The organism is Hyunsoonleella sp. 2307UL5-6 (genome assembly GCF_047345485.1).
Taxonomy (GTDB): Bacteria; Bacteroidota; Bacteroidia; order Flavobacteriales; family Flavobacteriaceae; genus Jejuia.
The window spans coordinates 369,922-384,722 of record NZ_JBLFEN010000001.1; the positions used below are offsets into that span (position 1 = coordinate 369,922).

Below are 14,801 nucleotides of genomic sequence, written 5' to 3' on the forward strand. Positions count from 1 at the left end.
TTAATTAAAACTTCATTGTAGTTCTAACATTAAAAACTCTAGGCGTTAAAAAGTTAGGAATAGCAAATTGACGTTTACTAGCTACATCTCTAACCCAAGTATTAGTAATAGCGTTTTGTACATCAAAAATATTAAAGATTTCAAATCCGAATGATAGTTCTTTAAACGGCTTTTTCCAACCGTTTTTAAATTGCTTCTTCTGGTCAACCAAAACAAACTGAAATCCTACATCTGCACGCTTATAATCGGGTAGTCGTAATTGAAAATCATAAGGATCAGCATAACTAGGGGAGCCACCAGGCAATCCTGTATTGTATACCAAATTTAAATACACTCTCATATTTGGTATATTAGGAACATAATCCTGAAATAACGCTGCAAATTTTAAACGTTGGTCTGTTGGTCTAGAAATATAACCTCTATTATCAATATTTTCTTCTGTTTTTAAATATCCAAAACTGAACCATGATTCTGTACCAGGAACAAACTCGCCATTTAAGCGCATATCTAATCCATAAGCATAAGCTGTAGCGTTATTTCTTGCACGGTATCTTATACGAACGTTTTCTAAGGTATATGGATTAACATCAGTTAAATTTTTATAGTATACTTCTGAGGTTAGTTTAAAAGGTCTGTCCCACATTTTAAAACTGTAATCGTTACCCAAAACCATATGTACAGATTTTTGTGCTTTTACATTTGGTTGCACTACACCCATAGAATCGCGCAACTCCCGATAAAATGGTGGTTGATAATACACCCCTGCAGCAGCTCTAAACAGCATGTCTTTTTTCCAATTTGGCTTTATAGTAAATTGACCTCTAGGACTAAAAACCGTTTGGTTTGAAGACGCAATACCATCACCTTTAACACTCCAATTATGTACACGTACACCTGCATTATACCAAACATCACTGTCACCCAAAGTTGCTCTTTTGCTCCATTGCGCATAAGCCTGCAAACGATTAATTTGGGTGTTATTTGTTGCTCTAATATTTGTAAATGGTATAAGCGGGCCTTCAAAAGGTATATAAGGCTGCTCGTTACGAGGTATTGTTCTTGGAGGACGTATAGAAAACCCAGCGGAATCTATAACTTCCCACTCTACAACACGGTCTCTTATATCTTCATGTGTATATTTTAAAGACCACTCTATACGATTATCATCAATTCTTAAATCACCTTTAGTTTGAATGGTAGATATTAAGGCATCCAAATCGTTTCTACCATGATTTAGCTGGCTGCCAATACCTTCAGTAAATTCTACTTCACCTAAATTTTCATCACCAATATTACTATTTACTTCACCTAAATTATATTGCGCTAAAATATCAAAATACTCTTCTTCTGTAGTATGGTATGTAGATGCTGTAAGGTTTAATGTTAAATTATCATTAGCAAAATAAGTGCCTTGTAGTGCTCCAAAATAGGTTTGATATTCTGTTTTTTCTTGCCCTTCATAAAATACAACTAGTGCCACGGGGTCGGCTAACGTGCCAAAATTAGTTTGTCGTGTTAGCGGCTCATAATCATAACTATTTAAAGAGGCGTTCCCTAAAAAGCTTAAATGGAATTTATTGGTAAATTTATAAGTGAAGTACCCTTGTAAATCAGCAAACACAGGGCGAAAATTGGTTTGTGTTTGTTTTGCATCTACAAATAAATTGTTATTGCGATACCTTGCCCCAACAATACTAGTAAATTTTGAATCTTTACTAACGTTTTCAACAGAAACTGCAGCTCCTAATAAACTTAAATCTGCATTAACCTCAAATTTATAAGGTGTTTTATATGTGATATCAAGTACAGAAGATAATTTGTCTCCATATTTAGCTTGAAAACCACCTGCAGAAAAATCTACATTTTGCACTAAATCGCTATTTACAAAACTTAAACCTTCTTGTTGTCCAGATCTCACTAAAAAAGGACGATACACTTCTATACCGTTTATATATACTAGGTTTTCATCATAGTTTCCACCTCTAACAGAGTATTGCGTACTTAGTTCATTATTATTACTCACACCAGGTAATGTTAATAATATGTTTTCTACACCTGCATTAGCCCCAGGGATTTTCCTGATAGTTTCAGGATTTAAAGAAATTATACCTTCAACCTCTTTTCGTCTATCACCAGAAATAACAACAGTAGCTATTTGCTCTATAGATTCACTCAAAACAGGGTTAAACTCTTTAATTACACCATTTTTCAAATTAAAAGTAACTACTAGTTTTTTATGTGATATATGTGTGAATTCTAATGATATATCTTTGTTAGAAGGGATGTTAATTGAGTAAAATCCGTTGTCATTAGTCACAGTGCCTATAGATCCAGATTTAACTGAAACATTAGAAATAGGTAAATTATTCTCATTTAGAATAACACCTTTAACAGTGGCTTCTTGAGCGAAACTTATTAAAAACGAAAAAAATAAAAGTAGTGTAGATAATCTATAACTTGTTTTCAAGAGTAGCTTAATTTATTTTCTATAGAATGTAGTTTCAAAAGTAGAACTATTTCCAACATTATCGGTAACAATCACCTTCAAATTATTTTTTGTATCCTTTATTATACCATCATTAAAATCATGAGTAAGCGTTTTTGTTTTATAATCATACGCCATTAAAATCCATTTTCCATTAACGGTGGCTCTATAGTTAGAAATCCCAGAAATATTATCATTAATTTTAAGTTTTAAATATCTGTATTTGCTTAACCATTGCCCTTTTTTAAAATTTACGGGTAAAATGCTGGGTTTTTCATTGTCAATAGTTAGTGCATATATCCCCAATCGTTTAGTATAAGCGGTTAATGTATCGCTTTCTCTTTTGGTAAACGTATAATATGGCGTTTTGTTATACCCAGATAGTCTTGCTATAAATAATTTATTTTTATCTTCAGTAGTATATTTACTCACATCGTATGCAATTTTTATATTCTTTTTTAGAGGAATAATATCCTTGTGAAGTGTTAAGGTGTCTCCATTAACTTTAAAATCCATATAAAAATCTTCATAAAATGTATCAGGAAAGATAGTAGCGCTGACACTTTTTTCTTTTAAAATAGTACTTTTATTCGCATGAATATAATAAGGAGTTTTTGTTTTAGGTTTTAATTCAGCGCTTTTACTTTTCTCTCCTTTAACTGAAATTGTTACCCAAGAGGTGTTGTTTTTAAAATCGCTCACTTTAATTTTATATACTAAATATGTACTATCCTCAACGGTAAGAATCCCTTTTTTATAAACCTCTTTATAAATACTTAATGGATTATTAACTCTAAAAAGTTTTTGAACACGTTGTCTATTGGTTTTAAACTGCTTATAGTCTATTAATTGATTAATATGTTTAGTCTCATCAAAAGAAAATCTTTTAAAATCTAATTCAAAATTTTTACTACCATTTACAAACGTTTGAATGTTATAAACACCGTTTTTATTGGCTGCTAAATCTTGTCTATCCCAAGTTGTTATTCCAAAACCAATGTTCCCGTAAGCTTTTAAGTTTTTAACCACATAATCACCATTTTTTAATGGAATAAGTTTTAGGTTTTGTTTTTGGTTAGTATTATTTACTAAAGCATTTTCATCTAAAGGATAAGCATAAATAGATGTTATAGTTGGTAGTTTAGCATCCTTTATGTCAATGCCAAAAAGCATGGGATTAATTGGTCGTTCCGCATTATCACGAATTTCAAAGTGTAAATGTGGCCCGCCGGAACCTCCTGAGTTACCACTGTAAGCTACCAAATTACCTTTTACAACTAGTAATTCGCTTGGTTTAGGAAATGTTTCTACTTCGTAAGATTCTTTATTGTATTGCAGGTCTTTAATATAGTTTTCTATTTCTGGAGCAAACCTATTAAGGTGTGCATAAACAGTTGTGTAGCCGTTAGGATGCGTGATATAAAGTGCTTTACCATAGCCAAAATGAGACACTTTTATTCTGCTTACATAACCGTCTGCTGCGGCATTTACTTTAAGTCCAGTACGTTGTTGGGTTTTTATATCCATACCAGAGTGGAAGTGGTTAGAGCGAAGCTCTGCAAACGTACCAGATAAAACTAGTGGTATATCTAATGGACTAGAAAAATAGTCTTGAGGATAGATGTTTTGAGAATTAACTGATAAAGAGCATAGTAGTAGAAGGGCAAAAATAAATCTCATAAAAGTGTATTGGGCTAAAATATTAATTTGATAGCAATTGGCAAAGTATAAACCAAAAATCGCGCCATTGAAATTTTAAGTGGCTTAAACCAAAACCAATCCATTATTATTTAGCATGCTACTAAGCATTGGTGTATTGAAAAAAATAAAGCGAAAAACCCAACCAATCAAGGTAATCTATCTGCAATACCAAATGTAAGCAAGCTACATAAAAAAAGATGATACTATTGATTTGTAAAAATCACGAAAAACTATTGCAATTTAACTTTAGGTATGTTAACTTTGTTTATTAAGTATTGATTTTTGTAAATGAGTAATATTGAAGACATTGTCGATTCTTTAGAACATAAAATTAGTAAGGTGTTACTTAAAGTAGACCATTTAGAACAAGCTAATTTGAAATTGACTGAAGATTTAGCCATAGCTAGACAAAAAAATCAAACCCAAACTGAGTTAAATATGGATTGGGAAGAAAAATATAAGGCTCTAAAAATTGCAAATTCAATGCTTGGTAGTGACGATAATAAAAAAGAAACTAAGCTTAAAATAAACGCTTTAATTAGAGATATAGATCATTGTATAACACAATTATCTGATTAAAGCAATATAAAATCAATGTCTGAAAAGCTTAAAATAAAGCTATCTATAGGTAACAGGGTATACCCGTTAACTATTGACGCCACCCAAGAAGAAGGTTTGCGTAAAGCTGCTAAGAATATTGAGACAATGATTAAACAATTTGAGCAAAGTTATTCCGTTAGAGATAAACAAGATGTATTGGCTATGTGTGCATTACAATTTGCATCTCAAGTGGAACAAAAAACAATAGATAAAGAAGTGCGTAATGAGGTTGTTGAAGAAAAGCTAGAAGCTATCAACAAAATGTTAGAAGCTCATTTAAGCGCTTAATGTTCTTTAAAATAAAGTAGAAAGTTACTACCTACATCGGTTATTTTTTTGATAAACTCAACGTTAATTCTTTAAAAAGGGTGAGTTGAAGTTGTAAAAGCATGCTGCTAATGCGAAAGCATTTGGGCAGACCCTTGATCAGCTTGTTAGCCCTAAACTTGTTTTTTAAGGAGTTTATACAAAACACTATACTGATGTAGGTTTTTTTATATATGAAAATCAACTAAATTAAAACATGGAGAACTCAATTATATTGATAATAGGTGGTGTTATTGTAGGGCTAATAATAGGATTTATTATAGCTAAGGCAATGGAGAAAAACAATGCTTCTAAACTTATACAGAATGCTAAAAAAAATGCAGCCTCTGTATTAAAAGAAGCAAAAATTGAAGGTGAAGCATTAAAAAAAGATAAAATACTACAGGCTAAAGAAAAGTTTATTGAACTAAAAGCTGAGCATGAAAAAGTCATTTTATCCCGTGATAAAAAAATGGCTGAAGCTGAGAAACGCACACGTGATAAAGAGTCTCAAGTATCTCATGAGGTATCAAGAAATAAAAAGTTAAATAGTGACATAGAACACAAAATTAAGGATTACAACCACAGGTTAGAGGTTCTTGAAAAAAAACAATCTGCACTGGATAAACTTCACAAAAGCCAAGTACAGCAACTAGAGGTTATTTCTAGTTTATCTGCAGAGGAGGCTAAGGAGCAACTTGTTGAATCGCTTAAAGGCGAAGCAAAAAATGATGCCATGGCCTATATACAAGGCGCTTTGGAAGAAGCAAAAATGACTGCGGAGCAAGATGCCAAAAAAGTTATCATAAACACCATACAGCGTATTGGTACAGAAGAAGCCGTTGATAACTGTGTGTCTGTTTTTAATATTGAATCTGATGACGTTAAAGGTCGTATCATAGGTAGAGAAGGTAGAAATATTAGAGCTATAGAAGCTGCCACTGGTGTTGAAATTATTGTTGATGACACCCCAGAAGCTATTATCTTATCTTGTTTTGATTCTGTAAGACGTGAGATAGCAAGGTTATCGCTCCATAAGTTAGTAACTGATGGTAGAATTCACCCAGCACGTGTTGAAGAAATTGTTAGAAAAACAAAGAAGCAAATTGAACAAGAAATTATTGAAGTTGGTAAACGCACAGTGATTGATTTAGGAATACATAACTTACATCCTGAATTAATTAAAACTGTTGGTAGAATGAAGTACCGTTCTTCTTATGGACAAAATTTATTACAGCATTCAAGAGAAGTTGCTAAACTATGTGGTGTTATGGCTGCAGAGTTAGGACTTAATCCTAAATTAGCTAAACGTGCAGGTTTACTTCATGATATTGGTAAAGTGCCAGATGCTGAAACTGATATGGAAACACCACACGCTATTTTAGGAATGCAGTGGGCAGAAAAATATGGAGAGAAAGGTGATGTATGTAATGCCATTGGAGCGCACCACGATGAAATAGAAATGAAATCGCTATTAGCGCCAATAATACAAGTTTGTGATGCTATTTCTGGTGCAAGACCAGGAGCGCGTCGTCAAGTTTTAGATAGTTATATCCAAAGATTAAAAGATCTTGAAGAAATTGCGTTTGGGTTTAGCGGTGTTAAGAAAGCGTATGCTATACAAGCAGGTAGAGAGTTGCGTGTTATTGTTGAAAGTGAAAAGGTGAATGATGAGAAGTCTGCCGAATTATCATTTAATATTTCGCAAAAAATACAAACTGATATGACGTATCCTGGTCAGGTTAAGGTAACCGTAATTAGAGAAACTAGAGCAGTAAATATTGCGAAGTAACAAATTCCTTCTAAAAAAGGAATCTCAGTAATACATAAAAATCCAGTTAGTTTTCTAGCTGGATTTTTTTATCTCTAATAACTACTATTTTCTAGGATGATACTTCTCTACAACCTCAGTTAAGTGGCTTTTATCTAAATGTACGTAAATCTCAGTTGTAGTGATACTTTCATGACCCAACATTAATTGTATAGCTCTTAAATCTGCATTATTTTTAAGTAAGTGCGTAGCAAAAGAATGACGAAAGGTATGGGGCGATACATTTTTTTTAAGTCCAATTTTTTCAACCAACTGTTTTATAATAGTAAATACCATAGCACGGGTTAATTGTTTACCACGTCTATTTAAAAACAAAGTGTCTTCAAAACCTGCTTGTATGTTAAGATGGTTTCTAACTTCTTTTCTGTAGATAGAAATATATTTAATAGTTGAAGCAACAATAGGTACAAAACGTTGTTTATCACCTTTACCTGTAACTTTTATAAAACCTTCCTCAAAAAATAAATCTGATAGTTTTAACTGCACCAATTCGCTAACTCGTAAACCACAACCGTATAACGTTTCTAACATTGCTCTGTTACGTTCTCCTTGTGGTTTACTTAAATCTATAGCTTCAATAATAGCATCTATTTCTTCTTCAGAAAGTGTATCAGGTAATTTTCTACCAATTTTTGGAGATTCTATAAGTTCTAAAGGATTATCTGTTCTATAGTCTTCAAATATTAAATAACTAAAGAAACTCTTTAATCCAGATATTAATCTAGATTGCGATCGTGCGTTCAGTGATTTAGCAGATTCATATATAAACTGCTGTATTATATCAGATGAAATTGCAATTGGAGAAATAGAAATACCATTCGCTTCTAAATACGAAACTAGCCGCTCTATATCTAAACCATAACTATCTATTGAGTTTTGAGATAACCCGCGTTCTATTTTTAGATATAGTCGGTAATCTCTAATAAGGTGATTCCATTTCATATAGAATAAAAATAGTAAAATATTATAAAATCAATTTTTTATAAATGATTTCACTCCTAATAAAAATAGATTTACATATCAAAACAATCGCCATTTAATTAAAAAAACTATGTTTATGCAATAATAAATCATAAACTCTATTTTATCATGAAAAAAAATTATTTATTGACTTTTGTATTCTGTTTTTCTATTAGTTCTATTTTTAGTCAATCAGATGAAGGTGATTTTACTCTGTCTCCTCAAGTTGGCTTAAATTTATCTAATTATACAAGTTCAGAAACTTTAAACAACAGTATCAGAACAGCTTTTAATACAGGTATAATAGCTGAATATTATTTTAATTATCGGTGGAGTTTAAGAAGTGGTTTATTATATGATTCTAAGTGAACTAAGATAGAAGAATCTGGAAATGAATTTATTGATAAGCTAAATTATATAGCTTTACCAATACATGCTAATTGGCATTTTGGACGAAACAGAAATTGGTTTTTAAATTTTGGACCAACTTTAGGTTTTTTAATAAGCGCAAAAGCTGATGTGCCCGAAGGAGAAATAGATATAAAAGATGAATTAGATAGCTCTTTTGATATTGGATTGAGTATTGGTATTGGATACAAATTTGATATATCTGATATTACACAATTATACTTTCATTATCAAGTTTAAATGGTTTTATTAGTATAATCGATGGCGATATCGGATTAATGAATGCAACCTCTGCGGTTAATATTGGTGTTATATTTACCCCTTAAATTCCAATCTCTTTCAACATTACCTTATGAAGGATAATAATTTAAAATTAGTCTACATATTTCATTTGTATGATTTGTAAACGTATTACATGTATTGTTTATTTTTTTCTTACATTTGATGTATGATAAATCAATAAACTAAATACACCATTATGAGAAAATTTAGAAATTCAATTTTAGTAATTATGGCTTCTTTAATGTTGTCGAGTTGCGCAACTGTTTTCGGAGGAAGAGTAACTCAACATCAAAAAACAAAACCTGCTCCTGGAGAAGCTCAAAGAGAGATAAGAGTAGTAGCATTAATTGCCGATATTATTTTATTTTGGCCTGGAGCTGTTGTTGACTTCGCTACTGGGGCAATTTATAAACCGAAAAAGTAATCATAGGTTTATTTTTACGATCAACCGAAGCACTCATGCTTCGGTTTTTTTATACAATAACTTTTGTATTTTTATCTCATGAAAAAACTAATTATCATAAACGGGCCAAATCTTAATTTATTAGGTAAACGTGAGCCTGAAATTTACGGAAGCCAAACGTTTACTGAATATCTAAGTGAAATCAAAAAAAAATATATGAGTCTACAGATAGATTACTTTCAATCAAATATTGAAGGGGAACTAATCGATAAACTTCATGAAGTAGGTTTTAATTATGATGGTATTATCTTAAACGCTGCTGCATATACGCATACATCTGTAGGTATGGGTGATGCTATAAAAGGCATAGAAACTCCTGTTGTAGAAGTTCATATTTCAAACACTTTTGGCAGAGAAGCGTTTAGGCATCAATCTTATATTTCACCAAATGCTAAAGGGGTTATTCTTGGGTTTGGTTTACAGAGTTACGAGTTGGCTATACAAAGTTTTTTAGATTAATTTAAAAGTAAAATGAAAACCATAGTTTCACTATTTGTTGTAATTATACTATTTATGTCTGATGTAGTCTCAGCACAATCTGAAACTAACTTTGGGATAAAAGGCGGACTTAATCTTACATTTTTTAAAGTAACACAAAATAATTTTGGTACTAATCCAGAAACAGAAGCTAGTTTTTATGGAGGTATATTTGCTGATTTTAGTGTTGATGAAGATTTTTCTATTCAACCAGAAATTTTATATATAGTGCTTAATGACTTTAATTTCATTAATGCACCTATTTACGCAAAATACAAAGTGGGTAATAACATTAATTTATTAGTTGGTCCTAGTATTAATTATTTCTTTGATTTTTTCACCAATAAATTAAAAATTAGAGGCGATATAGCTACTGCGTATCAACTCAATCAAATTTTAGATATTCATATAAAATATACCATCGGATTTCAAGAAATAACACCCAATGGTCTTTTTATTGGTATGGGTTTTAAGCTTTAGTACACTCTTTTTTTCTTCTTTTTATATAAGTTAATATTTCAAAAACATTAACACCTCGTTATACGTTATTTAAGATAGTATTATCATTCACCATCATTTTTTTGAATTATCTTTAAACTACTAAAATCAATCAAAATGAAGATCAGAATAATTATAATGTGTTTCGCATTATTTAATTGTACTTATTTGCTTTCCCAAGAATCTCGTCAACCACAATCTTATACACTATACGACGATATTACAACACCTTATGAGGTACCTAAAAATTATGCAAAATACTTTTCTGAATATAAAATTAACGAAAATTTATTTTTTAGAATAGAAAATCATCGTACTACATTCAATACTTTAACAAGTGAAACAAATTTATTTGAATATCCATTCTTTGTAAAATACTATGCTACTAAAAGACTTAGTTTTCTTGTAGGGCCGAAACTTGATGTACTTGAAGTAGACGGAACAATACAGAATATTTCAACCTCGTTTAGTTCAGGGTTTTTATATAAAGTGAATGACAACGTATCTTTTGATGGGGTATTTAATGCGCCAATAAATGGTAAAAACTTAAACTCAGCATTTGGAACGTCATACAGATTGGGTACCAAAGTTAAGTTTTAAAACTACCTCTCATTAGATTTTTGGTTATAAATAAAAAATGCGATTCATTTTCAGAATCGCATTTTTTTATATTTATGACAATAAACCTCCATCTGAGTAAATTCCCTTCTTTTTGGGGAGACTAGGAGAAGCCTCTTATATATGAATTACTTCATCATAAGCTGCAGCAACTGCTTCCATAACCGCTTCACTCATAGTTGGATGCGGATGGATTGCTTTTAATACTTCATGCCCTGTGGTTTCAAGTTTTCTACCTAAAACAGCTTCGGCAATCATATCAGTTACACCAGCACCAACCATATGGCAACCTAACCATTCGCCATATTTAGCATCAAAAATAACTTTTACAAAACCTTCCTTATTTCCACCAGCGCTAGCTTTACCTGATGCTGAAAATGGAAATTTACCGACTTTAATATCTAAGCCTTTTTCTTTAGCTTGTTTTTCAGTTAAACCAACACTAGCAATTTCAGGAGAACAATAGGTACATCCTGGTATATTTCCGTAATTTATAGGCTCTACGTGATGGCCAGCTAATTTTTCAACACATAATATGCCTTCTGCAGAAGCAACATGCGCTAATGCTTGTCCTGGCGTAACATCACCAATAGCAAAGTATCCAGGAATATTAGTTTGGTAAAAATCGTTTACCAATATTTTGTCTCTATCTACAACAATCCCAACATCTTCTAAACCAATATTCTCAATATTAGTTTTAATACCCACTGCAGATAAAATAATATCAGCTTCTAAAACCTCTTCACCTTTTTTTGTTTTTACTGTAGCTTTAACACCTTTACCAGAAGTATCAACAGAAGTTACTTCAGCAGATGTCATAATTTTAATACCACTCTTTTTAAAAGAACGCTCTAATTGTTTAGAAACATCTTCATCTTCAACAGGTACTATATTTGGTAAATATTCAACTACAGTAACTTCAGTTCCCATAGAGTTATAAAAATATGCAAACTCTACACCAATAGCTCCAGAACCAACCACAATCATTTTTTTTGGTTGTTTATCCAAAGTCATCGCTTTTCTATAACCAATTACTTTTTCGCCATCTTGCGGTAAACTTGGTAGTTCGCGAGAGCGAGCACCAGTGGCAATAATAATATTGTCTGCACTGTATTCTGTTCCATCAACATCAACTTTCTTTCCAGGTTTTAACTTACCAAAACCATCAATTACGTCAATTTTATTCTTTTTCATTAAAAACTGAACGCCTTTACTCATACCATCAGCAACACCACGGCTTCGTTTTACTACAGCATCAAAATCATGCGCAGCATCTTTGACTTTTAAACCATAATCTTCTGCATGTTTAAGATATTCAAATACTTGAGCAGACTTTAATAATGCTTTTGTAGGAATACAACCCCAGTTAAGGCAAACGCCTCCAAGGTTTTCCTTTTCAATAATAGCGGTTTTAAAACCTAATTGTGATGCTCTAATAGCAGTAACATAACCACCAGGACCACTTCCAAGAACTATAATATCGTATTTACTCATGTGTCTAATTTTAGGGTGCAAATTTACAAAATCAACTTTTAATAACGAATTTACAGCCTTACTAATTTATAACTTTTGCTACCTTTGTGTGGAATTTTTACTATATGAACATACCTAAAACAAGTTTTCCAAGAGTAATAATTATCGGTGGTGGTTTTGCTGGTATAGCCTTAGCAAGAAAATTATCAAAGCAAGAGGTTCAGGTAGTTCTATTAGATAAGCATAACTATCACACATTTCAACCGCTTTTGTATCAAGTATCTACAGGAGGGTTAGAGCCTGATTCTATAGCATATCCTATTCGAAAAATACTGAAGGATTTTCCTAATTTCTTTTTTAGACTAGCATCTGTTAATGAAATTGACACTAATAATAACAAAGTAAAAACTAATATAGGCGATTTAAAATTTGATTATTTGGTAGTAGCCACCGGTTCTACAACAAATTTTTTTGGTAATTCTGAAATTGAAAAACATAGTATGGTAATGAAAACCATACCGCAATCTTTAAACCTTAGGAGCTTAATTTTAGAAAATTTTGAAGATGCATTGTTAACCTCAGATCTTAACGAGCGTAACGCACTCATGAATTTTGTGATAGTAGGAGGAGGGCCAACAGGTGTAGAGCTTGCCGGTGCTTTAGCCGAAATAAAAAAAGGGATTCTGCCAAAAGACTATCCAGATTTAGATACACGATCAGCACAAATACACATTGTACAATCTGGCGATTGTATATTAAAAGGTATGAGTGCACAAGCATCACAAAAAGCAGAAGACTTTTTAGAAAAATTAGGAGTACATATTTGGAAAAATGTGCGGGTTATTAATTACGATGGCAAAACTGTAACCACAAATACAGATTTGTCTTTTCAATCAGCCACTGTAGTTTGGGCAGCAGGCGTTAAAGGCGCCACTATAAAAGGTTTAGATGCCGAAAAATTTGTAACAAGACGTAACAGGGTAGAAGTAAACCAATATAATCAAGTAAAGGGCTTTGAACATATTTTTGCTATTGGCGACATTGCCAGTATGGTAACAGAAATGCATCCTCATGGTTTCCCTATGATGGCACAACCCGCAATACAACAAGGGGACCAACTTGGTGATAATTTACTAAGAATTATCGAAAACAAACCTCTAAAACCTTTCTATTATAGTGATAAAGGCGCTATGGCAACCATTGGCCGAAACAAAGCCGTAGTAGACTTAAAAAAATGGAAATTTCAAGGCATTTTTGCATGGTATGTGTGGATGTTTGTTCATCTATTTTTCCTCATAGGTTTTAGAAACCGCATGGTAGTTTTTATAAACTGGGTGTACAACTATGTGCGTTTTGATAGAGAGGCGCGCTTAATTATTCGTCCGTTTAAAAGCAATCACAAAGTTTAAAATCTTTTAGGCGAGTTGCCGAAAAGGCAAACGGGCTTTCACTACTCAATCCCTCCTTCGTCGGGGATTTCAAACATGCCGTTCAATCCCTCTCGCGGGGCAAATCTGCCAACTCAGTTTTTAAAACTTTGCGTCTTAGCGACTTCGCGAGAGAAATATCTCAAAATTGAATTTGCCTAAACACTGCAAACTGCGACTGCGATTGAGACTGCGACTGAAAACTATTAAAGATCATCCGTAAAATGTCTTCTGCTTTTTTCTTTGCTAAACTTGTCGGTATTGTATTTTGAAGAATCGCCTTTTGGAATAGATAAGGATTTCCAATTTTTACCTTTCAACAATTTTCCTAAAAACACTATCTGTCCAACATGGTATGAATAATGTGCCAATTGCCTATTTATAGCCTCAGTAACCGTGTGTCCTTGATTTCTTATATAAATAATTTTCTCTAAATCATTTTCTTTAAGTGGAGTAACGGCATCAAATAAACACTGCCAACCTTCATTCCAATTATCAATCAAGTCATCTTTTGAGGTATAACTATCTATGAATTCTTGGTCGCGATGTCGCCATTCTTTTTCACCATCCTCAGTTAAAAAGTTAGTCCATCTACTTAACATGTTGCCAACCAAGTGCTTCACAATAATTGAAATGGAATTAGAATCTTCAGCAAATTCCTTTTGTAACTCTTCAAAAGTTAAATCCTTAAGCGTTTTGTGGCCTAGAGATTTATAATATTCAAATTGTTTAATTGTGCTGGTTAAGTAACTCTTCATACTCTAAAAGTACAAATTATTCTTTTGGAACAAATTTTAAAGCTACTCCATTAATGCAATGTCTTTTTCCGGTTGTTGCTCTTGGACCATCGCTAAAAACATGACCTAAATGCCCACCACAGGTTGCACAATGCTCTTCAGTTCTGGCGTAACCTAAATCGTAATCTGTAGAAAATGCTACATTACCTGTAATTTCTTTATCAAAACTTGGCCACCCTGTACCAGAATCAAATTTATGTTTACTTTCAAATAAAGGAGTATTACAGCCTTTACAATGGTAAACACCTTCTTCATAATTTTTATTTAATATGCTAGTAAAAGAACGTTCAGTACCTGCTTTCCTCAATACATAATACTCCATATCAGTTAACTGTTCTTTCCATGCATCATCGGTTTTGGTTACTTTGTAAACTTTATGCTCATCTAAATTTGCTTGTTTTTGAGCATTAGAGTTACAATTAAAAAGTAACAAAAAAATAAGTAGTGTTAAAAATTTATTCATAATAATTAGTCT

At 32.2% G+C, this 14,801-nt stretch carries 14 protein-coding genes, 1 other RNA gene and 1 pseudogene; 10 read left to right on the forward strand and 6 right to left on the reverse strand.

Annotation, left to right across the window (positions count from 1 at the left end; all coding sequences use genetic code 11):
• Positions 1-4: 4 nt before the first annotated feature.
• Both ACKGJY_RS01645 and ACKGJY_RS01650 read right to left on the reverse strand, forming a co-directional pair.
• Complete coding sequence (locus tag ACKGJY_RS01645; RefSeq protein ID WP_413972101.1) at positions 5-2,467, reverse strand: carboxypeptidase-like regulatory domain-containing protein; 2,463 nt, start codon at positions 2,465-2,467, stop codon at positions 5-7.
• 12 nt (positions 2,468-2,479) lie between these two features.
• Entirely contained in the window at positions 2,480-4,165 is a 1,686-nt protein-coding gene (locus ACKGJY_RS01650; RefSeq protein WP_413972102.1) for a M23 family metallopeptidase, read from the reverse strand.
• Positions 4,166-4,474: 309 nt separating this feature from the next.
• On the opposite strand from ACKGJY_RS01650, the gene ACKGJY_RS01655 reads away from it, so the two are divergent.
• The 4 genes from ACKGJY_RS01655 (at position 4,475) to rny (ending at position 6,884) form a co-directional block, all read left to right on the forward strand.
• Positions 4,475-4,765, forward strand: coding sequence for a hypothetical protein (locus tag ACKGJY_RS01655; protein ID WP_413972103.1), 291 nt, complete (start codon positions 4,475-4,477; stop codon positions 4,763-4,765).
• Positions 4,766-4,780: 15 nt separating this feature from the next.
• Positions 4,781-5,074 (forward strand): cell division protein ZapA, encoded by a 294-nt coding sequence (locus ACKGJY_RS01660; RefSeq protein WP_413972104.1) that lies wholly within the window; start codon positions 4,781-4,783, stop codon positions 5,072-5,074.
• Positions 5,075-5,129: 55 nt separating this feature from the next.
• Positions 5,130-5,250, forward strand: a non-coding RNA gene (gene ssrS / locus ACKGJY_RS01665) — 6S RNA.
• Positions 5,251-5,309: 59 nt separating this feature from the next.
• The gene (rny, locus tag ACKGJY_RS01670) at positions 5,310-6,884 is read left to right on the forward strand and encodes a ribonuclease Y (protein ID WP_413972105.1); all 1,575 of its coding nucleotides are present in this window, start codon (positions 5,310-5,312) and stop codon (positions 6,882-6,884) included.
• An 84-nt stretch (positions 6,885-6,968) separates the two neighbouring features.
• Here the strand turns inward: rny and xerD are convergent, their stop codons facing one another.
• A complete protein-coding gene (gene xerD, locus ACKGJY_RS01675) occupies positions 6,969-7,865 on the reverse strand; it encodes a site-specific tyrosine recombinase XerD (RefSeq protein WP_413972106.1) in 897 nt (298 codons plus the stop codon).
• Positions 7,866-8,030: 165 nt separating this feature from the next.
• Between xerD and ACKGJY_RS01680 the strand changes: the two are divergent.
• From ACKGJY_RS01680 to ACKGJY_RS01700, 5 genes and pseudogenes are all read left to right on the forward strand, one after another.
• Positions 8,031-8,531, forward strand: a pseudogene (locus ACKGJY_RS01680) (porin family protein).
• 238 nt (positions 8,532-8,769) lie between these two features.
• Positions 8,770-8,997, forward strand: a complete 228-nt coding sequence (locus ACKGJY_RS01685) for a hypothetical protein (protein ID WP_413972107.1) — start codon at positions 8,770-8,772, stop codon at positions 8,995-8,997.
• A gap of 78 nt (positions 8,998-9,075) precedes the next feature.
• Positions 9,076-9,495, forward strand: a complete 420-nt coding sequence (gene aroQ / locus ACKGJY_RS01690) for a type II 3-dehydroquinate dehydratase (protein WP_413972108.1) — start codon at positions 9,076-9,078, stop codon at positions 9,493-9,495.
• Between the two features lie 12 nt (positions 9,496-9,507).
• Positions 9,508-9,993: a hypothetical protein gene (locus ACKGJY_RS01695; RefSeq protein ID WP_413972109.1), complete on the forward strand. Its 486-nt coding sequence runs from the start codon at positions 9,508-9,510 to the stop codon at positions 9,991-9,993.
• 135 nt (positions 9,994-10,128) lie between these two features.
• The gene (locus tag ACKGJY_RS01700; protein WP_413972110.1) at positions 10,129-10,611 is read left to right on the forward strand and encodes a hypothetical protein; all 483 of its coding nucleotides are present in this window, start codon (positions 10,129-10,131) and stop codon (positions 10,609-10,611) included.
• Positions 10,612-10,746: 135 nt separating this feature from the next.
• Here ACKGJY_RS01700 and lpdA read toward each other — a convergent pair whose 3' ends face one another.
• Positions 10,747-12,123 (reverse strand): dihydrolipoyl dehydrogenase, encoded by a 1,377-nt coding sequence (lpdA, locus tag ACKGJY_RS01705; protein ID WP_413972111.1) that lies wholly within the window; start codon positions 12,121-12,123, stop codon positions 10,747-10,749.
• A 104-nt stretch (positions 12,124-12,227) separates the two neighbouring features.
• On the opposite strand from lpdA, the gene ACKGJY_RS01710 reads away from it, so the two are divergent.
• A complete protein-coding gene (locus ACKGJY_RS01710; protein WP_413972112.1) occupies positions 12,228-13,511 on the forward strand; it encodes an NAD(P)/FAD-dependent oxidoreductase in 1,284 nt (427 codons plus the stop codon).
• Between the two features lie 224 nt (positions 13,512-13,735).
• Here the strand turns inward: ACKGJY_RS01710 and ACKGJY_RS01715 are convergent, their stop codons facing one another.
• Positions 13,736-14,287 (reverse strand): DinB family protein, encoded by a 552-nt coding sequence (locus ACKGJY_RS01715; RefSeq protein ID WP_413972113.1) that lies wholly within the window; start codon positions 14,285-14,287, stop codon positions 13,736-13,738.
• Positions 14,288-14,303: 16 nt separating this feature from the next.
• The gene (gene msrB / locus ACKGJY_RS01720) at positions 14,304-14,789 is read right to left on the reverse strand and encodes a peptide-methionine (R)-S-oxide reductase MsrB (RefSeq protein WP_413972114.1); all 486 of its coding nucleotides are present in this window, start codon (positions 14,787-14,789) and stop codon (positions 14,304-14,306) included.
• Positions 14,790-14,801 lie beyond the last annotated feature (12 nt).